Origin of the sequence: Burkholderia sp. MBR-1 (genome assembly GCF_013822785.1) — a bacterium.
Classification (GTDB): domain Bacteria; phylum Pseudomonadota; class Gammaproteobacteria; order Burkholderiales; family Burkholderiaceae; genus Burkholderia; species Burkholderia vietnamiensis.
In genome coordinates, this window is record NZ_CP053613.1 from 69,037 (window position 1) to 91,851 (window position 22,815).

A 22,815-nucleotide genomic window follows, 5' to 3' on the forward strand; every position below is an offset into this window, starting at 1 on the left:
GGCAGCCAGAGATAGGTCTGCGCCGGCATCCGGCGCAAGAAGGAAAGTTACGACCGAGAAAGCGCGTCCCGCACGTGCATGAGCGCCTTGCCGAGCAGGTTCAACCCCAGCCAAGCGGACGGATCAGCGATGCGAGGATCCTGTTCGCCGAGCCCGACGCCCCAGATCCGGTCATACGGGCTCGCCTCTACCAGGACCGACGTCCCCGTCGCGCGCAGCGCGATCGCGAGCGCTTCGTTCTGTCGGAACTTCTCACGACAGCCGACGAACATGATCTTCTCGCGCGCCGTAATCCAACGAGCCTCGTAGAAACCACGTACCGAACGGCCAAGCCGCTTCTGCTCGCGTGGCGATGTCGACGACAGGATTGCTTCCGCCGTTGCGTGGTCATCGAACAGCATGGCCTTCGCGTACATCATGAATTGTTCGCCACAGTTGAAGGTGACGTCGTGGAACGTGAAACTGCACGGGTGCCAATTACTGAACACGTCGGCGGCGCCGAAAAACGCCGTGATGTTGCCGATACGGCGCATGGGATCCTCCAGAGGGATGGGTCAAAAAGATGCCGCTTGCGCGGACGATTTCGATGCGTGGGACACGCGGTCGAAAGCACTTGAGCAAATTGCTTTGCTGAAGGGCTCTCCGGATCGCGCTGTAGAAAAGGACACCGGCCCCAAAGGGCCGGCGAAAGGGGTGTCATTTACGTGCCGTGGTACGACTCGACCGCGGCTCCGATTTCACTTTGAAGTGAAGTCGGGTCCTCCAGTGCCGTCGTCAGCCTCGCGATCATCTTGTCGACGTCGGTGGGGCGCTCCACCCAGCCGCGTCCGAATCGGAAGTGGCCGTAGATGCGAAAGGCCTTGCGCTGGTCTTCCTCAACGAAGCGAAGGCGCTGCAGCAGGTCCTGCATGCGATGGCGCTTTTCGTCCATCGATTCGGGGGGGCCGTCGGCGGCTACAGCCTGATCAGCGCGCATGGCGGGACTTTCTCCCTCCGACGGGTGAAGGTGAATCACCGTGCTGCCAGAGTCGGGCAGTGTGGGCCGCCCGGCGCCTTCGATCGGTGCCGTGGCGTCCTCGGCACCGTCGAGCAGTGCTCCGATGTCGATATCCGCATCGAGCACGGTCAGCATCTGCATCTGACGCACCGCGTCGCCCGCCTCGTTGATCCGCGTGATGTCGAATTCCCGCTTCGAGATCCAGAACTTCGTGCCGGTCAGCTTGCCGCGAGCCAGCTGGACCGTCTTCATCGCCGCGTATGCTTTCTGCAGAACGTAGATCGAGTTCGTCGGGAGTTCAATCAAACCCAGTCCCTTGATATCGGGAATGGCGAAGATGAACTGGGCACCGAGGTTGCATTGCCGGCTTTGGTACTGCGGGCATTGCTCAGGGTTGCAGATGCCATCGGGAATCGCATCATCCTGCCGGAAAATCACGTCGCGGCCGCCGAAATGGCGAGCCGCACGCTGTGCCCGCGGATCGCGCTCGACCTTTGCATACGTCTTGCAGTAGCGCAGACCATCGGGTCCGTACTGCGAGAAGTACTTCCGACCGCTCGAGCCCCACGCTGCCATCTCATTCGGGATGTTTTGCATCCAGTCGTTGAAGGCGAATAGCACGGGGAAGCGGTAGAGCCGGATGCCCTGCCCTCGATTCTCACCGTAGAGCCGGAGAATCTCGTCGGCGACGTCCGGATTGTTGAAGTCGGAGCGGCGGCACGTGAAGTAATCGGTGTTGCGCGGCGCCAGCGCATGCTTGAGCCGACAACGGGATTCGATCGCTTTGCCGATCGTCTCGAACGAGTCGCCGGCGGCCACCATCTCTTCGTACAGCGCGACCGCATCCGGATTGCCCCGAGCGGCCGAGGTCAGGACCTTGATGCCGGGTCGGATCTTCCCGATCACGGGCGGGCGCATCGCCCGCTCTTCGACGACGCTCCGTACGGGGCCGCCGATCAAACTGACAACTGCATTCATGAAGGTTTCCTCGCAAGTTGGAAGATCGCCTGGGTGCGCAACGCGTCCGCCGATTGCTCGAGCGCGTTGGCGGCCGCCTCTCCGCGGCGGTTGGCGATACTGGACAGAAAAATCCGGCGGTCGGAGTCGGTGAACATCGCGACCTGGGCCACTTCGCAACGCTCCCGCCAGGCGGGTGTCGTCGTGTCGGTGGTCGACCTTTCCTCGGCGATCGTTTGACTGATCACGTCGGCAATCCGGGAATTGAGACGATTGGGAAGCACACGCACCTCCGGGACAGAAAAAAAAAGACGAAAAAAAAGCGCGTTCCTCGGCAGAGGAGCGCGCTTCGTGGATTCGGTTAAATGACCCAAGCACCACGTCCCTTCCGGGGACGTGGTGCTCAGGGAGCCGGTCGGCTCATAGAGAGGACGTTAGGTCGTCCTCGCACAGCATGGTCACGCTGCGCTACAGCCCATTTTCGGAAGTGCCATTCCGACGCAGGTTCACGGCTCAGTCGACTACAGTCGTTCTACCCAGACAGAGGCCTGGAGAGAGACACCCGATGTCCGGGGTCGAACGACGTCGCGGCGCAAATGAATGCGGCCAGCAACGAGTTTTATGACTGAAATGGGGAGCACGGGCGAGGCGCTCATCAGAAATGAATTCCACACTGGTTGCCAACCAGTCGGAGCATGCCGATAGGCACGGCTTGTACAAAAGATGGACTTCGGCCAGCGAAGTCAAGGTCGATGCGTCAGGGACGCGAGAAGTAGAGTCAGTATCGCGAATATCTCCGCCCGCAATCCCCGAAAAGCTCACGAAAGCAGGCTCGCTTTTGCCGGGTCGCACATCGTGTGCCTCGCTCAGAATCATCGATGAGAGAGACCACCCGAAAAAATCATGTCTGCCGTTCTCGAACCACCGCACGAAGGGCGCGGGCAACCTGACACGCCCACGCAAAATACCCCGCCCACCGACGAGTCGCCGGTGCGCCTCGCCACGTCTACCGGATTGAAGCCAATCCAGCGCCTGACGAGCGACAGCCGTATCGACAAGATCGTGCCGGATTCCGACGCGGTCACGATCCTGCACTACAGCTCTGTCTTCGCACGCACGTTCATCCGGAGCGACTACAACTTCTGCGCGGCAAAGATCGCCGTTGCGCGCGGCGGCAAGGTACTGGCCGTCCAGACCGCCCTGCGGGAAACCGCCGACTGGATGCGGAAAGCCACCGCGTGGGTCGAACGGCACAACGCGCGCGCGCTCACTTTCCCGTACGAACAGATCGAATTGAAGGTGACGCGGCCGCTGGCCGGCCTGCTCGTCAGGTGCCTTACCCAGTACGACCGCCTGTTCGTGGCGTCGATGGAGGCCCAGCTCGCGGAAAAGATCACGCCCCAGGACCGAGCCAACATCCTCAAGAACGCCGAAGGCCGGATCCTGCACGTGCGAACCGTGTGCATCCCGGACAACGACCGATTCGACGCCGACGGCACTGCGCGCGACTGACGCGACAGCACCTGCAGCACGCCCCACCGGCTTGACATTGGAATCCGGTGAATAAGCTCGTCTTGAGCCTGCCGCGCCTTCTGACACTGTCGCGGTATGCCGATCATCCACGGAGGAAATCTTGGACATTCGAGAGATCCAGGCGCTACATGCCCAATACTCGTCGCAACCGGTCGTCATCGACATCAACAGCCACGTCCTGGCGCTCCCTGCTCCTGACCGACAGGAATCGACGCGCGAGCGCGTTACCGCTCGACTTTCTTCTACCGGGAGAAAACTCGGCCGGCCGGCCGCGATCGTCCTTGCTGTCGTAGCGGGGGCGGGACTCACGGGCGTCAGCGCGGCGAAGCTCTGGCACGCGCCCCATCCGCCGCAGGCGGTAGTACACGTTGAGCGGTCGACCACACAAACTCCGGCCACTCCGCCGGCGCCCTCAGCGGCCTCGACAACGCGCGACTCCCAACGGCCGCTCACCAGTGCGGACTTTACCGAGCCGACCGCCGGCATGCCGGCCGACCAGCCCCGCGTCGACGTGCGAGCGCTGCGGACCGGAGACGCTGATGGATCGGCGCCATCGGCTAGTGCCGCTGCGCCCGTGGCCGATTTGGAAAAGGCCGCCACGTCGTCGATCCGAGCCGCGCGCGCGGCCTCGAATCCGGCCGCAAGCCAGCGACAGGTCACAACCGTTCAAACGCCCCCGCCGACACCGCCCGCGGCGACCTCAGCACCCGTCGAGGCGCCGCCAACGGCGCAGCCGTCTGAGCAGCCGAAACCCGCCCCGCGCAGGGTCCATCGTGCACCCGCTCGGCCGCGCCAGGAGCCGGCTACCACCGAGGCGACAGCATCGACACCGCGTAACGAAGCCACGAAGACCGAGCACTCCTCGAAATCTTCGACACCCGCCAAGACCGGCGACGTTCCACTCTTCTGAATGAGGCACACCATGAAAGCGAAACCGAACAACGTGACGGTCCTCATGCCCGGCCTGGTCGTCGAAGGCAACATGATCCTCGACCACGGCCTGAGCGTATTCGCCCTCGCGAATGGCGACATCATTTCCACCGAGGGCCTGCTGCACGTCGGGGCCGGCGGTATCGTCAAGGGCAAGGTACAGGGCGAAATCGTCCGGATCGATGGACTCGTGGAGGGCGACGTCCACGCTCGCGACATGCTCGAAATCAACGGCCGTGTGCTCGGAAACGTGTTCTATTGCGGCACGATCCGGCTTGGCCAGCAAGCTGCACTCAATGGGCAACTCCGTCGCGTGTCCCGCGAACTCGTGATCGAGAACGCGCGCGCTGAACGAGAGACTGCACCCGAACGCCTTGAATCGCAGGGTGCAGCTCAGTGAAGGCCCTCCGCCAGCTTCGGCGCGTTACTGGCGGGCTGCCTCTCACCAACTTATCAGTTGACCTTCCCGAACAGGGTGCGATTACCGCTTCCTTCCCTGATGGGCACTACGCATTGACGTTGACGGTCGAACGGGATTCGAAGTAGCCGTACGGCAAATTCAGTCGCGGACCATCGCTTTGGCGAATGTCAACGATCTACAGTGCGCAAACTGCCCCAATTTGGCCGCTTCACGCGGCCGATTTCTGAATAATTGTCGCCGTCTCGGCTTTCTCTTGGTCGCACCACGGTAGACTGCGAGACACGGTGTCACAGTGCCCATGGCCGGCGCCTTCACCTAAGCATCAACGACCGCGTCATGCAGCCGATGTCTGTTCGATTCTCGACTCGATCACAAAGCGCGAAACTGGGTTCTTCTTGATCGATGAAATGGTCAGGCTGTCGCGGGCGCGCGTCATCGCGACGTAGAAGAGGCGTCGCTCTTCCGACTCCGGGCTCTTGTCGTCCGGCACCACGCCCTCCTCCGATCGGCTGATCCAGACGTGGTCGTACTCCAGTCCCTTCGAGCTGTGCATCGTCGTCAACACCAGGACGCCGTCGCCCGGCTTGTTGTTGTCCCGCTTCAAAAACTCAATTCGCTCAGTAAAGGAGCCGTTGAGGCGGCTCACCACGTCGTAGATGCACTGAATCGCCCGGATCGCAACGTCGCCCTTGGCATACGTCATCATCCACTCGTAGACGCCTTCGAGCGCGAGCGAATGGAACGATCGCTGGCACAACGCCTGCCACTCTCCGAGACGCTTCATGAAGGCCCGGTACGCTGTCGCTGTGTCCTCTCGCAATCCGAGGCCGACCAGCTCCTGCTTTTGCAACTGGACGAAAGCCGTGCCCATGCGTTTGTGCAAGGCGCCGAGGTCGTAGGAACTCATGCCCATGTACCCCAAGACGGCGTCGATACCGTTCTGCTTGTGGCCTTCGACAACCTGCAGCAGATTGCACATCAGCGCGGCCTGCGGCTTGTTGAGCACGGACCCGCCCGACGCCCGGTAGTAGGGCACCCCGTGTGATCGACACACCGATTCGATCGGATCAAGGATCCGGTTGGTACGCGCGAGAATCGCACAGCTCGCGCCGGCAGCCAGTTTGGGGTGAAGGACCTCAAGCGCAGCTACCGCGTCCCCATACTCGTCGTCGAATCGACGCGCCGCGACGGCGCCGCCGGCGCCGCGCGCCGCATGGAGGACTTTCGGCATACGGTCGATGTTGTTCTGTATCACCAGATCAGCGGCCGCCAAAATCTCCGCCCGGCAGCGATAGTTGCTCCCGAGCACCACGCGCTGCGCCTCAAACGTGCTCGCGAATCTCTCCATTCCCCCAAAACCCAGAGCCGCCCGGAATCCGTAGATGCTCTGGTCGTCGTCACCAACCACCGTGACATGTGTGCCAGCGCGCGCGTGTAGCTCGACCCAACGAAACTGCAAGGGGTCCGTATCCTGAAACTCGTCGACGAGCAGGTCGGTAAACCGATAAGGTGTAATGTCCCCTCTCTGCATCTGCTCGACGGCGAGGCGCAACATATCCTGGAAGTCGATCTTGCCATTGCGTTCCAGCGCGTCCTGGTAGGCGGCATAAAGCGTGGCCTCGGCCGAACCCTCATCGGCCCGGCCGAAGTTCATCTTGATCCGCTCGATGATCGGTACAGCCTCCTCGACCTTCCAGTCGTATCCCAACTCCGCGAGCACCCGTCCGAGCATTCCCAGACGATCCCCGTCCGAAGCTATGTCCGGCCGGCCGCGACCTGGTCGGTGAAGCTGTTTGTATGCGAGCGAGTGGAAGGTGCCGGCAAATAGGCGCCGCTTGGCATCTGGCGGCGCCAGCGCAAGGATGCGCTCGCGCAACTCAACGGCCGCGTCCTTGCTAAAGGTCACGGCACCCACCATCGCGGTTGGGTCCTGCAGCCGCCAAGCTGCCTTCGCGGCACTCATCTTCGTCTTGCCCGCGCCCGGGCACGCGATCGCGAGGCAGTGGCGGCGCAGAAGTGCCACCTCGCGCTGTTGCGGATTCAACTCGTCGAGCATGGCACCTAGCTTCCAGATCAGTTACCGCGAACGGTGTTCATCAGCTTCAGGTGAGTCGTGTAGCCTCGCAGGCCGACCGGATGGAACTTGCGCAGGAAGCGCGCAGTCTCGTCGTCGACGTCGGACTGGTCACGAATGCCGTTCCAAACGAGGAAGTCGAAGTGATCCATCACCTCGTCGAATTTCAGGATCACAGTAAGCAGGCGCATCGAGAACCGCGAGTACGCTTCCACCTCGATGTCGAGCGAGGGCTTCGTCACGGTGGGCTCGAATACCGTCTCGCCACGCGCGCGCATCTCGGTTTCGGTCTTTTCCCGAAAGCCCTTCGCAACGTCGAGCTGTTCGTTCACGTACCCTTCAAGCTGCTCCAGCTGCTTCTCAAACCAAGTGCTGACTATCCCCTGCTCGCTCGCGCCGTAGGTCGCACGGCCGAAGCGCTGCATGTTGATCGTCATCCGGTTCAGATACGGCCACCATTGCTCGAAAAGCGGCTTCAACCGCGTATGCTTCATCGTGACACGAGCGGCCACGACGGCAGCGCCAGACAGCTGCTTGTTCATAAGTTCGCGGCCAATCTCGCGACGGCGCTGGACGATCCGCGCACGCTGCTCAGGCGGCAGATCCCGGAACAGCGTCCGGGTGCGCGCGACTTCTTCCAGCTTGGTGACCGCTTCCTCTGCGCTGATCAGCCCTTCTCGCTGGAGAATGCCGGCGGATCGCTCCATCTCGTCGAGTTCCCGCTCGACATCTCCGTCGTCTGCGCCATCCGTCGTCTGCCGGCCATCGTTCACGGCCGGGCCGCCGGTCGCGGCCGGCACATCGCTGCCTGGCAGTTCGGATGCAGCAGCGTGGTCGACCGCCACGTCCGCGGTATCGGTGCCGACGTGCGCTTCGTCGTTGATCGTGCTCATGTGGATCCTTTCTAGTTGACTAACCGCACGTGCGGCTTGGGTCTATTTTTGCGGGCCTGTGCCGCGATACGAGCCCCAAAACGTGAACGATTTCGCGCGGCTTTCGCAGCGCGTAGCCAGCGCCGAACAAAAAAAGCCCCCTCCGGGGAGAGGGGGCAACAATGAAAGCTCTCCGGGGAGTCGAGCTTTCGGAGGACCGTAGACCATGATTCATTGTGAGCCCGCCAGTCGCACCGAACAGGCGAAAACGTCGTCTTGTTCAATAGCCTTTCTCGGTTCAGAGGCCGATGCAGCATTCAACCGGTTGCGGGCCAAAAAGCAGAAAGCTCGACGAAAAACCGTAGCTTTACGCCGTCATTGATACGAGGATGCCGCCTTCCAGAGAAGCGCGCCCAGGCACGCTGCGATCGCGAGCCAATATGGCGCGAGAAGAGGAACCGGTGCGATCAGCACCGTGAAGGTCACGCCGAACACCAACAATATTCCGTGACCCGCCAGATGGAATGACAGCGGGCTGACATATCCGGCGGCGGCGGCTCTGACTTTGCGGCGCACCGTCCCGTCGATGAACATTGCGATACCGAACACCAGCACACCCAACAGCCAGTGCTTCATCACCGTGAGCCGATACACCATCCGGTATACGAGACGCCAAAAGTTGTGGACCCACCGGCTAGCGAAGCCTGCCACGCCGCCGTCCTCAATCTGCGATCCGCCAGTCGAATCCAACGACGCCGCCACGAGACCGGACTCGATGAAATAGTGCTTGAACGTTCGGTTCGTAGCTTCAATGGCGTCCGCAGTCCTAGCCTCCCCGAGGCTTTTCGCCACGGAAGCGGCCTCGTCATCGGGGATCTCGAACAAGGACGTATCGGGAGCGACAGGCATAAGTACAACCGACAGCAGGGGCACGAAGAAGAACCACATTTTGATGTGCCCGACGAACCGGCTACCAGCCATAGAAGTCCCCAACAAGCGTGCCGACCAGGTAGATCGGCAACGCAATCAAGCCCGACAGCCCTACGTAAAAACGGACGGGGCGCCGACTAATGAAGATCGCCAACGCGTACGCCATCGCGCTCCTCCCCTGACGAAATTCTGCCGGGGGCGGGGCTGTCGGCTCATCTTGAGCTGCCGCGGTCGAAATCACTCGGCTCACGGTATTGTCGTCAAGCCGCGTCAGCGTCCGAATCAGAAAATGTGTGAGCGACATCGTATTCCTCAAAGTACAGTCTGAAGGTCTCGCCGGTAAGCGCGCGAGCAGCCAGCTGGAACGCGGCCGACTTCTGGCTGACGTTCTCCGGACACCGCTCGTCCACCATTTCCGGAGCCAGCTTGAACCTGGATTCAAACACCGTTACCGGCTCAAACATCGGCGACCAGACATGGAAGCGGTCGCCATCGCGCACAACGAAGCGTCGTGCATACAGCATGTGTGCAGACCCGAACAGGCCTTGCATGAACGCGACATGCGGATCACCTGTCTTGCGCACACGCTTGAATGCAGCGAGGCCGTCCACGAACATCTCCTTGACGAGCGGCTCTGCCCTCCCGATAAAGTGCTCACCGACGAACTCTGCGACACGCGTGCACACCAGCTCGAGCTCGGGCGCGAAGGTGAACACCGGGGTGAGGTGGGCGGAAAGTTTGTGCTCGCGAATGATCTTTTTGAATACGGCAGACATGCTTGGTTGTTTAGCCTGTAAGAATTGGAATACGTCCCTGGTACACCGCGCCACCCGATATCCGCATGAAGTACTGCAGGTTCGGAAGGGTCTGTATCAGGCGCGTCGGAATCAACGGCACTGCCTCCAGCTGCTGCGACCGCGTCACCGAACCGGTGAACTCGCCGACGTGGCCTTCGCTGGCCTTGCTCGTACTGCTCGAGACGATCAGGTTGCGAATCGCGGTATCCCCCACCTTCTTCGAGAACCACTCAGCCGTGTCGGTATCTTCCAAGCGTAAGATGATCTGATTGTTCAGGTTCCCCAAAACCTGCAGCATTTTGGCCGCATTCCCCAGCTTGGCTTCGAGGTCGGCACGCGTCTGGAACGCCACGAACGCCTTGAAGCCCGCGCCACGGCCCTTGTTCAGGATTTGGATCACCTGCTCGTTGATCGCTTCCGCAATCTCGTCGATGATCAGCACGACCTCTGGCGGCGAGTCGTAGAAGTTGTAGATCGAACCGCACACCGCGGATACGTCGGCCAGGATCATCGACGCGATGGCCTTCGCGACAATGCTGTTGGACAGCGAGTCGAGGCCAATGTGAAGGACAGCCTTCTGGCGAATCACCTTCTCGATCGTCCAGATCTCGCGTTCGTCCTCGAAGTCGTCGACCTTCGGCGCGAGCATCAGGCCGGTTTCCCCGGTGGCGAGCATCTGCAGCAGCGGCAGTGCCGACGCGATGATTCGCATGTAGTGCTCGCGGTCGTGCACGTGCGTCGCGATCAGGCCGTCGATTGCTTCATGCCCCCGGTCATTTGCGCCGAACCGGGCCTGGTAAAGCGAGATCATCGCGTCGACGCGCGTGGAGCCCGGCTTGTTCGCGATCTTGACCGTGTCGGCCGTTACCAGCTCATCCCAGTCGGTTAGTCCACTTTCGATGAAGAAGCGCTTGAGCGCCTTCTCCAGCAGCGGGTCAATGCCGAGCTGCGCGTACTTCAGGATCGAGCGCAGGTTCGGCTTGTCGCCGATGTACAGTTCACCGTTGACCGATCGGCTAATGAACAGATACGCGAAATCCCGGAATGGTCCCTCCTCCATCAGCTGCGCAATGCGGCTCGGAATTTCGGATGGCTGGGACCAGCTATCGAGCGGCTCGAGTCGGATCGACTCGGACGGCTTCGCCTGATTGAAATAGAGGAACTTTCGACCGGTACGCTTGGCTTCGCGCTCGGCGCGGGCCTTCCACTCCTTGTCGTTCTTCGGATCGATGTCGATCAGCACGTCACCGCAGTGGATGACCTGCGTGGAGATGACTTCGTAGGTCCGGGTCTTGCCCGAGCCAGTCGTGCCGCCGACCGCCGTATGGCCGCCCATCGCCTTGTAGTGGAACGGCACGTGGCCTTTCGCCGGCTCTAGGCCGTGGATCCACGATGCACCTTGCGGCGTCCGGTCCCGAATACTGTCCTTCGGCGCAAAGAGGTTCTCGATCATCTCCTCGAACGCGCGTCCGGCCTTCGTCTTGGGCAACCACTTCGGCAGCCCAGGGATCTCGGTGGTCGGCATCCGCAGAATGTCGTGGGCCATCTGGCAGTGCTTTTGCGTCCATTCGAACCCGGTGCCGAGGTACATCGCGTTCACTTCAGCACGCATACGGTTCTGGATCGCGAGCAACGTGGGTACGGCCAACGTTGTCAGCCATTTCGTCGACAACCCCATCCGAAACTTGAGCGCGCGCCAGACCTGCCCCGAGCGGAACGCGAACAACGCGAGAGCGAACAGCGCGAAGGCCCCGCCGTACGGCATGCCCGAGAGCGGCAGTGCGAAGAGCGCAATCAGCCAACCGATTGTCGCGCGTACCTCGTAGATCGGCCGAAAGTGGTTGATGTAGCCCCTCATGCGCCACGCTCCAGGATGAGTTCACCGATACGTGGCGCCAACGTCACCTCGGTAGGGTCATTGGCAAGAAGCAGGTTGCGCCTGCGCATATGCTCGATCAGCGTGTCGCTCGCGACGCCGTATCCGCCAATCGTGCGCTTCGGCACCACGAGCCCCTTTTCAGCCCACCGAACCTTGGCCTTGCCGCCGGCGACGTCCTGCCGCAGCGCTGCAAAAAAGTCGGAAATCATCCGCGGAGCGCCCTTCAGGATTTCGTCAAAACGCTCCCCTGCCGGCGTGGCCGGGGCCGCACCTGGCTCGCGTCGAATCTCGGCAGGATTGACTGCCGCCGCCGGCGGAAGCTCGAGCGCCATCTGACGTTCATCGGGCCCCTTCGGTGCTCCCTGCAGTACCGGAGCCGGTACCGGACGCGGCCTTGCGCCTTCCGAGTCGGAGGCGAGCGGCATCTCCGGGTCGGCCGGGGCACCCCCTCCGGCAGCGGCGACCGCCGCAGATGAATCCGCTGTCACGTGCTCGGCCGGGGCAGGCGCCGGTGCAGCCGCCGGCGGCGCCGACTCGACTTTCGGTTCTAGTTCGGCAGCCACATGGATCGCCGACGGGACCGCAAACGTCACAGGCTCAAACACCGCCCGTTGCGCCTTCCGGTCGAACTCTGCAGCCGTCGCGACCGCCTGCCGCACGACCTTGTGTGTTAGCGACTCCACACCACCCGTCGGGCTCTGCGTGGGATTGATCGCCCCGAAGATCTCCGCCTGCACCTCAGCATCGAGGCCGGACAGCAACTCCGTGCCGACCAACGCATGCGCCAACATGCCGGTGCGCATCCGTTCCACCGGCAGCGCGGTCGCCCGCCGCGCCACGCAATAGCTCGTGCCCGCCAGCCACGGCCCGACCGCGCCGTGGACAGACGGGTTCCAAACCTGGCAGTCCGTCGCTCGTTCCACGTCGAAATGCCGGTACGGCTCGTCTAATCCTGAACAGATCGCCGCAAGAAACACACCAAAGTTGTACTGCGGCTCGATGCGCCGCCGGCGCTCCGACGTCAAGTTCGTGCCGAACTTCAGCCCGCCTGCCAGCCGCATGGCATAGAACGCCGTTTCTACCGTCCAGCGGAATGCACCGGAAGGCTCTCGGTACAGATCCGGGCCGAACGGCACGGACGAGAACCACTCCGCACAGCGCCGGATCAGCACCATCCACTTGCGATCAAACTCCGCGCGCGACGACTCGTTCGCGCATTGCGCGATCAGCTCGATACGGCGCTCGTTGCGGCTCACAAGCTCGGCCGCGTTGACCGGTGCAAAAAGTCGCGCGTCGCTCATCAAACCATGCCCTTCGTCGCCAGTTTCGTCAGGCTCTTGAACGCCGCACCGCTTGCGCTGGCGCCGCCACCGAACATCGAGGCAAACTTCGGAATTTCGAACGCGAGGATCAAAACGAAGATCGAAAGATCGAGAGTCAAAGAGCCAGCGTAGGGTGTCGTCAGCCCCTTCGAGATGGTGTTTCCGAATGTCGTCGCAAGCGTGGTGGTCATCAGCCGCTGAAGAATCGCGGCAACAACCATGTACATGCCAGCGCCGATCGTGAAATCGAGCCAGCTCTTGAACCAACCACGCGTAAACTCCGACATGCCGAGCGCGAACGCAATTTTCCCCATCACGATTGCAACAGCCATCTGGATCGTGCCGAGCGAGACATAGAACAGAAACACCAACGATGCGACCATCAGAATGAACCACGCGGCGAGAAGCGGAATCAGATTGATTACCAGGGCGACGTAGTTCCACCAGTGCTCGGCCTTCAGCGCTTCATTGACCGCATCGAATATTGCCCCTGCCGACTTCACCATCGCCATTGGCAGAGATTGCGCGTCGGTCCCCGAGACCGCGACCGCCAAGTCGTTGAACCACTTGTAGAAGCCGGGCGCCCACGTACCGTAGGCGAGATAGACGGACGCGAAGATGCCGAGTACGGCAAGGTCTTCAAAGGCGCTGCCCCAAGCGGCAACCGGATCCTTCGTCGCTGCGAAACGGAGAAACGCCACGATAATGGTGATGGTCGCAAGCCCTCCCGCCATCTTGTCCGAATCTTTCTCAAGCGACTTGCTGACCGTAACTGCGAGATCGATCAGATCCGTCATCAGTTTCGTGATCTCTTCGATTGCCGCCATCGCGCCCTTCGCGACCTCGCCGACCACGTAGCTTGAACTCCAGCCGGTTGTTCCAAATTGGGTTAGCGTATCCTGCAGGGCAGCCCGGGCTACTGTCGGGAGCACAAGCGCGATGAGAAGCAGGCCACTCGGCAGCCACTGACGCATCATTCCGCGCCTCATTGTGAATTGATCCCGTAGGCGGCGCGCTCAGCCTGTTGCTTGGAAATGAACTTCTCAGCGTCCGCAGCCTTCTCCTTGTCATCCTCCGCCTGCTGCGCGTCCTTCTGAGCATCCTTCTGGGCTTTCGCCGCGCTCAACTGAAGGATGTCCGCATTCTGGCTCGTCACGATGTCGAGGTAATGCGTCGTGATCTCAGCGGTCGCCTGCTGAGTCGGCGACATCGAAAGCTGCGATTGCAGTTGCTGCCGGCGAACCGCGAGGTCGCTTGTGTGCTGCATGATGTTCGAGCCCATCTGGAACAGGTTCCGCGCGACTTTGTCGTTCTGTTGGAACAACGTGTTCATGTCGGAGAACCACTGCGCGTTCGACTTTCCAGACCGGCTGATCAAACCCTGCACCTGGGTCACCCACTCGCCCCCCTTGTTCAGGTCCCCGTAGAGCCCTTGCAGAGTTCCCACCAGCGCATTGACCTTTTTGATGTCCCCAGTGATCTGGTCATACGCCGCTTTCCAGGCGGCCGGGTTCAGATTCTGAGCCTGGAGCAGATCGTTCATCATCATCTGATACTGGTAGAGGATGTTTGTGTTCTGATATATCTCGCCCTTGACGGCCTTGGCTGCCGTAATTACGTTCTGTGCGAAGTTCGTCGGGTCGAACACCACTAACTGTGCGAACGCATGTTGCGTCATAAACATCGACGCCGCGACGACAGCAGCGCGAAAAGTCCGCATGTTTTTCATTTGGCCTCCTTACGATGAGTTGTTAGCGCGGTCACGAACGAATCAATAGCGCAGTGTGTGCATCCTGCGGATGTCGCCCAGGAAGCCGTTGCGCGCCATCTGGCAACGCTCGTAGCCACACGCGAGCGGGCGTACCGATGGCGACCTTCTTGATTTCGTCGGATGTGAGCGCGAACGTGTCGCGGTACAGCGCCTGCTTGGCAGGGGGCAAATTGCGCATCATGGTATTCATTCAGTCGACGGTTGCAATTTCTTTCAGATAGTCCTCACGCCAGGTCGGCGAGCCGCTCGCAAGATGCTTGTCAAGCGTGCGCTGCGCAGCACCGTCTGCACGCAAGATCGCGAGTGCCTCCTTGGGAAACTTCGCCTGAAGCATTCGCGAATGGTCGGGCGTGACCCATAAGTAGTCTCGGTTCGGGATGCCATCGCTGATCATGTCGATCTGGTCGTCGGTCAGGCCAAATACATCTCGATAGAGACGCTTGTTGTTGCGCGCGTCGCGGTTCGGCAGGAAGAAGAAGTTCTGGATGTTCTCCTTCAAGATCTCGAAGTTCGGCACGCGCTCGAGCTGGCTCAGCGATTGAGTCGCCATAACGAGCGTCCCATTCAGCCCGCGAATCGTGACGGCCCACATCTCCAGGCGCGCGTAGAAGCGCGGATACCGGAAGAAGAAGCCGCACTCCTCGACCTCAATGATCGTGACGCGCTTTCCGTCCAGCCATTGCGAGATGCGGTAGAACGCGTAGTCCATGAACAGCGCGGCGGCCACCGGATAGCTTTCGAATAGCTCGCCCATCTCGATCGCCAGGTCGTCGGATAGGGAGAACGCGTCTTCGACGTGATCGAAGAACCGACCGTTCTTCTCGCCTTTCGTCCAGATCTGAAGGCGATCGCGCAGCTCTACGGGCAATAGAGTCGTCAAAAACGACAGCGTCCAGAACTCCGGGCCATAGCCCTGTGCAAGCGTGACAACGCGTTCGTAGATCGTCCGCTCTTGTTGCGGGGTGCAGCGGAAATCCTCGCCGTCGCCTTCGATTGCCATCTGAACCCAGCCCGACACGTAGGTGTAGTGCCGCGGGTCCACCAACATCGAGAGTGGATTGACCTGCGTCGCGGCCGCGAACTTGCCCGTTGCATCGACGAACTTACCGTCAGCGAACATGGTCGGAATGCGCGTCGAACGATTCTTGTCGAACTTGATCCGCCGCGGCGCGAAGCGGCCCGTTTGCGAAACGAGAAAATTGAGAAAGATCGTTTTGCCGGCGCCGATCGGCCCGACGATCAGCGTGTGCGATTTCCCACTCGGGTCGTGCAACGTGATGCGCTGCAACGTCCGGTGACGGGTCGGGAGCAGCGTGAGTGGGCCGACCTTTCGCCCGAGCTGCTGGGTGAGCCATTGGTTGACGTCGCTGCCCTCCGCAACGCCGCGCACCGGCGCGATGTCTGAGACAACGGGGGTCTCAACGAACTGCAATCGCTTCTGCTGATCCCATCGCCCAGGCAGAGTCGAGGCCCACGCCGCCGGCAGATTGCGCTTTTCAATCAACACTCCGAAACCAGCATTGCCAATGCGGCCGACGATCTCGCGTGCGTGGTCGTCGCACTCGTCGCTTGTGTCCCCATACACCACTACCGAGATGTTCACGAAGCCGTACTGCTGCCCGTCCGCAATCAGCCGAGCAAGCGCGTTCTCTGCCTCTTCGGCCAGGATCTCGCGCCCTCTCTCGTTCTCCATGCTCTCCTTCTTCTCGTCCTTCGAGAAGAAGCCCTTCAGGATCTTGACCGGACTGAACGCGGCAACCTTGTAGAACTTGCGCATCTTCTCGATGTACGCCTGCGCCTTGCTTGTCGAGAGGAATCGAAACATGACGCATACGTCAAACTCGGCGTCGACGTCGGCGAGGACGTCGAGTGCAGCCTCCTGGAACCCCATCCACTCTTTCACCGAGATAATCTTCGCGTAACGTGTCCCATAGGCGGATTCGAACATGATGTGCTCAGCGCCGTATGTCACGAAGGTTTCCGTCAGGTGCGTATCGAGCATCGTCACGGGGTAGCGCACGCGACGAGGGGGAACCGACGGATTCGCAGCCTGATGAAGGAATGCAAGTGCGTGCTGAAGCTGGAGCCGCTTCATTTTGAGGCGGGCGACGCCACCCTTGAACGCGTCTAGGATCCCTTCGAAGCGCTTGATATCCGACGTGATGCGCTCCATGTCGAACACAAATGCGCTCCGCGAGAACACCATATCCTTGATCGTCTCGAGCAACGCGATCGGGACCGACTTGCCCCCCACCGTGATGTGATAGGCGATCTTCTCGAACAGCTTGTTGATCCCTGTCTCGGGCGTATACGCGAGCGCGAGCGAGTGCGTGTTGCGGAAGAACTTTCCGCTTCCTACGCTCCGTTGGTTGATCGCGTCGACGCGCTCATCCATCTCCGACGCGAACTGGCCGCCGATCTCGCCCCTGACACGTCGATGCGACATGCGCCACCATGCCGTAATCCGGTGATCGAAATTCTTGCAGGCGTGATCGAGGTTGTCGCGCGCCGCCGAGATTTCGTCGGAATTGGGGCTATCCGCGTCCACGCCTTCGAATGTGTACAGCGTTAGCAGCGACCCATCCTTGTCCAGAATGACTTCGGGGGTCACCATCGTGGCCCACGGCGCGATTTCCTGAATCGCTCGACGTTTCGGGTTCGCACTCACAGTGGGAGTTCCTGATCAAATCCATACGGCCGCCGAAACCGGGCAGCGAAATCGGCGGTGTGCAGTGGCTCGTGCACATCCGGATACCGGTTGTAGACGACCAGTACTTCCTTCCACCACGGATCGCTCGAAGACAGCCAGCGCAGCACCCAGTGCACCACGATGCCGATGACAAGATAGACCAGCGACATGCTGCTGTAGCACAGCAGCGTCGTCAGCGTCCCGTTGGCAATCGCGAGGCCGCGATCTGCGCCGCCCATCTGGCGCGGCAACGAAAGCGACCGGCTGACTTTTTTCGGCTCACGCACAGGTGTAGTTGATCTTCAAATGATTTTTGACGATCGGGATTGCACACGACGCGACGCCCAAACCGACAACGATGGTCGAGAGGAATTTCCCGAAGTTGCTCTCCGAGTTCGAGATCATGACTGCGCCAACGATGATCAGCACGATGCCGATTCCATAGAGCCACGGCCCACTGACGTATGCCTGGATCAAACAGATGAAGTCGGCCGCATTGCCCATATCCCCGAGATCGACCGCTTTCGCGGCCGGAGCGGAAAATGTCAGGAGTAGCGCGGTCAGAGTCGAGAGCCGCTGGCCCCGTCCGAACAGGTAGTGACTGGTAGCCAGCAACTTTTTCCGAGCTCGCGAACTCAACGACTTAATGTGCTTCTTCATCAATAAACCCCGTGTGGTTAGAAAACGCGTTCAAGGACGTAGTCCCCGTCTTTGAACCCTTTGATTGCCAGCACCTCGGACACGTGACGCAGTTCGCCCGTGCGTCGCAGGTGGATGACGTAGTGGAAGCACTCGGCGATTGCTTTGCGCATGTCGGCGAGTTCCCAGCGGCTGCCTGGCGGGATGCCCAACATCGCGAGGCTCTCAAGGCGGGTCAGTCCGCCGCGCGCATCATTGGAGTGAATCGAACCCATTCCGCCGTCGTGGCCGGTGCTCAGCGCCTGGATGAAGTCATATGCTTCGCCGCCACGAACTTCACCCACGATGATTCGGTCGGGCCGGAATCGCAGGCACAGCGCCACCAAGATCTGCGTCGTCACACCTTTGTCAGGGTTCGACAGCAACCGGACACGGTTTGGAAGGTCGACCTTTAGCTCCATCGTGTCCTCGATCGTGATGACTCGCTCCTCGCGTGGTATCAAGCCGTTCAGCGAGTTCAGGAACGTCGTCTTGCCCGCGGAGGTACCGCCAGCAACGAGCACGTTGGCGCGCTGTTGAACCATCGCGGTGAACGCCTCGGCGAGCGCTTCGTCAGCGACGCCGGGTGGGAAGATCGGTCGATCGACGCTTCGCTTTGCATGGACCAAAGAGAACGCGCCCATCTTCGCGTAATCGTTGATCGACAGATTGGTCTCGCGGTGCCGACGGATCGCGAGCGCGTCGCCGTCAATCGCGGTCGGCTTCATGACCGTCGCAATCCGGAGGTTCTTGTGGCCGCCGTTGATAATCCCTTGGGCCGTGCCCGCGAGCGCCGACTTTTCAACAGAGGCCGCGAGCGAGTGAATGGCCCCTGTCAGTGTCGACGGATTGAACTCGATATCGAGCCGGCGCATCTCGCCCCGCTCCTCGACCCAGATGTTGTTCGCCGAATTGATCATGACTTCGGCTACGGTCGAGGATTCGAGGTAGGGCTTGATGAGCTTCAGCGACTCGAAGAACAGCTGTACAGCGTTCTCTTCGAGCCGTGCGACCTTCAGCAAGGGATTTTCGGCAATTTCAGACATGCAGCTATTGTTCAAGCTGGCAAATCCACGAAAGACCCGAAAGAATGGCTAAATTGAACAGCTTTCGCGTGCCCGAGAAAGCACGCGCAGACGCGTTCCGTGCAACGTGCGACGTGCAACCGGTTGCAGGGGCAAACCCGAAATGCTCCAAGAAAACGTATAGCTTTTTCCCTTTTCTAACCTGCGCACTGATGGCAAGCGTTTGCGAAGGACGAAAAAAAACCCGGTCACGAGGACCGGGTGTGCTTCAGGAAAAAGCGCGCCATGGCAGCCGCTCAGCAGACGACTTCGATCGTCTCGCCGAACGGTGCCCGCCGCGCTCGCTTCAGCGGTGTTGTCGACGCCCATAGAACCGCGTATGCCGGCGCTTCGGACGGAAACGTGCCCGCCATGTCGGTCAGGTACACGAGAAACGCCGGATCAATTTCCTCCCTTTTGACCCATCGAAACGGATCGATGAACGAGGTGCCACCGCCGCCCTTCAGCGGCGCCAGCTCGGCCGGCTCGCCGCGCTCGAATACCTGAACCTGCGTAACGCGCACGTCGCAATCCAGCACGATCAACCGCCGCGGGCGAACGGCATCGGCGACGGCCAGGATTTCGGCCGCAAACTGCGCCTGCGTTTCATCCCAGACCGAGCCGCTGGCGTCGCGGACAAACACCGCGTCGCCCACTGCCGGCTCGTTCAGCGACGGCAGATACATCCCGACGTGGAGGTAACGACGATTCGGCTGCGCCCACGTGTAGTCCGTCGGCGCCGCATCCTGCGCAAATCGATGTAGGAGCGACCGCCAGTCGCCCACCGCGGCCACGGATTGCTCGACCGCTGCCTGCAGCGCGCCGCCGAGCTTACCGCACGCCTGAGCGGCCTTCGCCGCCTGCAGCACGGCCACCTTCCACTCGGCCGCTTTCGCCGCCTTGTCAGGCCCAGCATACTGCCGGACTTCACCGCACGACGCTGCCGGGCCTACCGCCTTGTCGTCGGAGGGTTGCGGCGGCTGCGAGCCGGGCGAACCTGTCAGCGAGCCCGGTTTACCTCCCGACGGCGGATCGCTTGCCTGTTTTCCCCCAGGCTGCTTCGCCACTTGGCGTTTCTCATGCGAGAGGACGCCGTACACCTCTTCGGCCGACATCCCCTTGAAGCGGTGGTCAATGAGCACGCCCGACGGAAGCTGCATCCCAGCAGCCTCCACCATCAGATTGACGACGTAATCGCACGCCTCGTTCCAGCCGTTGGGGTCGCGATCACCTTGTCGCCAACAGTGCCCGCCGGCTACGTGCCAAACCTCATGGGCGAGCACGCCACGGACCTCCAGGTCGTTCAGGCGCTCGGCATAGGTCGGGTTGTAGCCCAGCGTCTCTCCGTCCGTCCAGAACGTCTTGCAGCTCAGGTCCTCGCGGACTTTGAGCCGTAGCGCCAAGGCGCCAATGAACGGATGGTCGAGCACCAGCGCCGTGCGCTGCTTCGCGATGCGTGAGTCCATGACGACCTCATGCAGCGGCGAGAAACGACAGGCCCGTCGCCGACTGAACCGGGATCTGGTCAGTCAGCGGCGCCGCCGGCGCGCCGCCCATGAAGGCAGCCATCAAGGCCTCGATCTCGGTCGCCTTGCTGGCAACCTGCGACCGGAGCACTCCCGACTCCTTCAGATCCGCTCCGTTGTGCGCAGCGAGATGCTGCTTCGCCTCCGTGAGGGTGTGCGCGAGCTTCGGGTCGTCGCTGAAATTCAGCTTCGGCAGCAGGTCGCACAACTCGCGCACATGGTTCGCGACGTCGAGACGGACGTTGCCGGTCGCGTACAAGCGAGACGCCATCGTCGAAACGGCCTCGTACAACCGCCCGACCAAGTCGTTGTTCGCGGTCTGGATCGATGCCATCGCGTGCTCGTCGATCTCCGTGCGCAACGTGGTCAGGACATCGCTCGGCAAGTCAACGCCGAACTGGCTGGCGTCCGGGAATGGCAGCACGGACAGCTTGACGCCGAACTTGCCCTTCAGCTCGGCCAGACTCGGGTAGTCCGCCTCGTTGTACAGGGTGTTCATCTCCGCCCTCGCCTGCTCCTTCAGGTCGAGGTAGTTCGTCAGGAAGATCGACACGGCGAGATCGAACTCGTCTTTCATCGCACGCAGCCGCTCGGCCAGCTCCATATAGACCATGGTCGGCAGCAGCCGCACGCCCAGCTGGTCGTACTTCAGCGTCCGGCTGTAGTAGTGCGAGCGGATCCGATTGCCGATCGACACCACTTCGGCGTAGCTCGGCGCGTACTCCGGCAGCAGGCGCTTGTTGAAGCGCCCGATGCCGCGCGCGTGATGGCTTTTCTCGACCTCTTCGGTGACCTTCCCGTCATAGCGACGGGCAACCCACGTGGAAATCGTGACCGACGACAGCATGACCTTGGATTGCAGATCGGTAATGTTCATGAATAGCTCCAGACAGTCAGAAAATGGCGAGACGAAAAAAAGCCACGGAGCGGAATCGGCCGTGGCAACAGGGAAAGGCACTACAGGGTTTGAAGGCGGCTATTCGCCGCGGATGATCTTGCCGATCTCACCGCCCTGCGCACGGATGAACGCATGATGGTTCTGCAGATCGGGCGTGCGCGCGATCGAGTCACGAACCAGCACCGCCGTGAACTCCCGTTTCCCCGTATCGGCGAGCCGGTCTGCATACTGCAGAACTCGCTCGAAGTTGCCATCGCTCGCTTTGTGCGAAAGCGCAGCAGTGAGGGCGTACAGGATGCTCGGCTCGTCCGGGATTACGCCCCGACTCGGGTCCAACAGGATCGCGTCGACCGACGGCAGAGCGCGGTAGATCGAAAGAAAGCTGATCAGCTCGGCACCGGCACCTTCGCCGACCGTCGCGCGAATTGCGTCAGGCAGCAAATCAGCCGAGACAGCCGGCATCGTTTTCGCGAGAAATCCCCACTTCCGGGGACTTGCCGACGCAACGATGTCGCGGCCACTGCGCGCCTCCCAGAGCAGATCCGGTCGGAAGCGAAGGAACGCGATCAGCTCGGGCGGAACGTTCTTCCGAACCGCCCAAGCCGTCCAGTCGTCGACCGTGGCTTCGAGCTCGACGACCGCTGCAAAACGCGAGATCAGCGGATCGAGGATCCCGGTGACACCCGCGTTGTCGCTGCGCCGATTCGTCGCTGCGACGAACGAGACGCAGTCGGGCAACTGGTGCTCACCGATGCGGCGTGCGAGCAGCAGTTGCATCTTGGCCGCCTGCACCGCCGGCGACGCCTGCCCGAGGTCGTCGAGAAACCAGACCAGCGGCCGCGTCGCCGAAAGCGCGCGTTCGAGGTCGCCGAAAGGCAAGAATCGGGCATGCCTGCCGTCGGCCGACGGAAACGGCAAACCCTTCGAGTCGGTCGGATCTTCGACAACCGGGTGGCTGATGAGCAGGTCGTGCTCCGCCTCCTCGGTGGCAGCTTCGACGATGTCGGATTTGCCAATACCAGGCCGACCAGTAATCAGCACCGGAAGGCGCTTCGGGATGTAGGTGGCGAGCAGCTGGGTGAGGCGTACGGGAGAGAGTTTCATGGGGGCCTTGAATGAAAGAGCCCCACGTGATCACGCCCGGCAGGACGTGACCCTGCGGGGCGACTGAAGATGCCGCGATGCGGCGATTCGATGCGTCCTGAGACGCGAGTTGATGCTTACGACTGAGCGCCGATGAGCGCCGCGACTTGCTTCGACGTCAGCGACGATCGCGGAACACTACTCGAGTGGGTCACGATCATGACGCCGTAGACGTCCGCGAGAACGCGCGCCTCGGCGCAGAGAGCGAGCAGGCCGTCCGGGGCAGTTGGCGCCGGCGAGCGATTGCGCCACACGTTGATTGCCACCTCAATCTCGGCGATCGACACGGCATCAGGCGGAAAAGGGTTGGACGATTCACGTTGGTTCACGGATG

Annotated in this window: 22 protein-coding genes; 2 read left to right on the plus strand and 20 right to left on the minus strand. The window is 61.4% G+C overall.

What is annotated here, in order from left to right; all coding sequences use genetic code 11:
• Nucleotides 1-47 precede the first annotated feature (47 nt).
• From MBR110_RS31785 to MBR110_RS31795, 3 genes are all read right to left on the minus strand, one after another.
• A complete protein-coding gene (locus MBR110_RS31785) occupies nucleotides 48-533 on the minus strand; it encodes an NADAR family protein (protein ID WP_011875549.1) in 486 nt (161 codons plus the stop codon).
• A gap of 167 nt (nucleotides 534-700) precedes the next feature.
• Nucleotides 701-1,975, minus strand: a complete 1,275-nt coding sequence (locus MBR110_RS31790; RefSeq protein ID WP_011875548.1) for a recombination directionality factor — start codon at nucleotides 1,973-1,975, stop codon at nucleotides 701-703.
• Nucleotides 1,972-2,238: a DUF7696 family protein gene (locus MBR110_RS31795; protein ID WP_043292977.1), complete on the minus strand. Its 267-nt coding sequence runs from the start codon at nucleotides 2,236-2,238 to the stop codon at nucleotides 1,972-1,974. Before MBR110_RS31795 ends, MBR110_RS31790 begins: the two co-directional genes overlap by 4 nt.
• Nucleotides 2,239-2,857: 619 nt before the next feature.
• Between MBR110_RS31795 and MBR110_RS31800 the strand changes: the two genes are divergently transcribed.
• A complete protein-coding gene (locus MBR110_RS31800; RefSeq protein ID WP_011875546.1) occupies nucleotides 2,858-3,466 on the plus strand; it encodes a hypothetical protein in 609 nt (202 codons plus the stop codon).
• 943 nt (nucleotides 3,467-4,409) lie between these two features.
• A complete protein-coding gene (locus MBR110_RS31805; protein WP_011875544.1) occupies nucleotides 4,410-4,817 on the plus strand; it encodes a bactofilin family protein in 408 nt (135 codons plus the stop codon).
• Nucleotides 4,818-5,172: 355 nt separating this feature from the next.
• Here MBR110_RS31805 and MBR110_RS31810 read toward each other — a convergent pair whose 3' ends face one another.
• The 17 genes from MBR110_RS31810 to MBR110_RS31890 form a co-directional block, all read right to left on the minus strand.
• Nucleotides 5,173-6,894, minus strand: a complete 1,722-nt coding sequence (locus tag MBR110_RS31810) for an ATP-dependent helicase (RefSeq protein ID WP_011875543.1) — start codon at nucleotides 6,892-6,894, stop codon at nucleotides 5,173-5,175.
• 17 nt (nucleotides 6,895-6,911) lie between these two features.
• Complete coding sequence (locus MBR110_RS31815; RefSeq protein ID WP_011875542.1) at nucleotides 6,912-7,805, minus strand: hypothetical protein; 894 nt, start codon at nucleotides 7,803-7,805, stop codon at nucleotides 6,912-6,914.
• A 354-nt stretch (nucleotides 7,806-8,159) separates the two neighbouring features.
• Complete coding sequence (locus tag MBR110_RS31820; protein WP_011875541.1) at nucleotides 8,160-8,765, minus strand: DUF4400 domain-containing protein; 606 nt, start codon at nucleotides 8,763-8,765, stop codon at nucleotides 8,160-8,162.
• Between the two features lie 209 nt (nucleotides 8,766-8,974).
• Entirely contained in the window at nucleotides 8,975-9,490 is a 516-nt protein-coding gene (locus MBR110_RS31825; protein ID WP_011875540.1) for a hypothetical protein, read from the minus strand.
• A gap of 10 nt (nucleotides 9,491-9,500) precedes the next feature.
• The gene (gene traD / locus MBR110_RS31830; protein WP_011875539.1) at nucleotides 9,501-11,369 is read right to left on the minus strand and encodes a conjugative transfer system coupling protein TraD; all 1,869 of its coding nucleotides are present in this window, start codon (nucleotides 11,367-11,369) and stop codon (nucleotides 9,501-9,503) included.
• A complete protein-coding gene (locus MBR110_RS31835; RefSeq protein ID WP_011875538.1) occupies nucleotides 11,366-12,691 on the minus strand; it encodes a TraI domain-containing protein in 1,326 nt (441 codons plus the stop codon). The genes traD and MBR110_RS31835 overlap by 4 nt, the downstream gene beginning before the upstream one ends.
• Entirely contained in the window at nucleotides 12,691-13,701 is a 1,011-nt protein-coding gene (locus tag MBR110_RS31840; protein ID WP_011875537.1) for a type IV secretion system protein, read from the minus strand. Before MBR110_RS31840 ends, MBR110_RS31835 begins: the two co-directional genes overlap by 1 nt.
• Nucleotides 13,698-14,441, minus strand: coding sequence for a DUF4141 domain-containing protein (locus MBR110_RS31845; protein ID WP_011875536.1), 744 nt, complete (start codon nucleotides 14,439-14,441; stop codon nucleotides 13,698-13,700). The genes MBR110_RS31840 and MBR110_RS31845 overlap by 4 nt, the downstream gene beginning before the upstream one ends.
• 31 nt (nucleotides 14,442-14,472) lie before the next feature.
• Nucleotides 14,473-14,673 (minus strand): hypothetical protein, encoded by a 201-nt coding sequence (locus MBR110_RS31850; RefSeq protein WP_146125891.1) that lies wholly within the window; start codon nucleotides 14,671-14,673, stop codon nucleotides 14,473-14,475.
• Nucleotides 14,674-17,151 (minus strand): VirB4 family type IV secretion system protein, encoded by a 2,478-nt coding sequence (locus MBR110_RS31855; protein WP_011875535.1) that lies wholly within the window; start codon nucleotides 17,149-17,151, stop codon nucleotides 14,674-14,676.
• Nucleotides 17,148-17,411: a VirB3 family type IV secretion system protein gene (locus MBR110_RS31860; RefSeq protein WP_011875534.1), complete on the minus strand. Its 264-nt coding sequence runs from the start codon at nucleotides 17,409-17,411 to the stop codon at nucleotides 17,148-17,150. Before MBR110_RS31860 ends, MBR110_RS31855 begins: the two co-directional genes overlap by 4 nt.
• A 40-nt stretch (nucleotides 17,412-17,451) precedes the next feature.
• Nucleotides 17,452-17,832 (minus strand): TrbC/VirB2 family protein, encoded by a 381-nt coding sequence (locus MBR110_RS31865; RefSeq protein WP_011875533.1) that lies wholly within the window; start codon nucleotides 17,830-17,832, stop codon nucleotides 17,452-17,454.
• Between the two features lie 17 nt (nucleotides 17,833-17,849).
• Nucleotides 17,850-18,896, minus strand: coding sequence for a CpaF family protein (locus MBR110_RS31870; RefSeq protein ID WP_011875532.1), 1,047 nt, complete (start codon nucleotides 18,894-18,896; stop codon nucleotides 17,850-17,852).
• Between the two features lie 275 nt (nucleotides 18,897-19,171).
• Nucleotides 19,172-20,380: a vWA domain-containing protein gene (locus MBR110_RS31875; RefSeq protein WP_011875531.1), complete on the minus strand. Its 1,209-nt coding sequence runs from the start codon at nucleotides 20,378-20,380 to the stop codon at nucleotides 19,172-19,174.
• A 7-nt stretch (nucleotides 20,381-20,387) separates the two neighbouring features.
• A complete protein-coding gene (locus MBR110_RS31880; RefSeq protein ID WP_011875530.1) occupies nucleotides 20,388-21,317 on the minus strand; it encodes a hypothetical protein in 930 nt (309 codons plus the stop codon).
• A gap of 99 nt (nucleotides 21,318-21,416) precedes the next feature.
• Nucleotides 21,417-22,442 (minus strand): ATP-binding protein, encoded by a 1,026-nt coding sequence (locus MBR110_RS31885; protein WP_011875529.1) that lies wholly within the window; start codon nucleotides 22,440-22,442, stop codon nucleotides 21,417-21,419.
• 116 nt (nucleotides 22,443-22,558) lie between these two features.
• Nucleotides 22,559-22,810, minus strand: coding sequence for a DUF3717 domain-containing protein (locus MBR110_RS31890; protein WP_011875528.1), 252 nt, complete (start codon nucleotides 22,808-22,810; stop codon nucleotides 22,559-22,561).
• Between the last annotated feature and the right edge of the window lie 5 nt (nucleotides 22,811-22,815).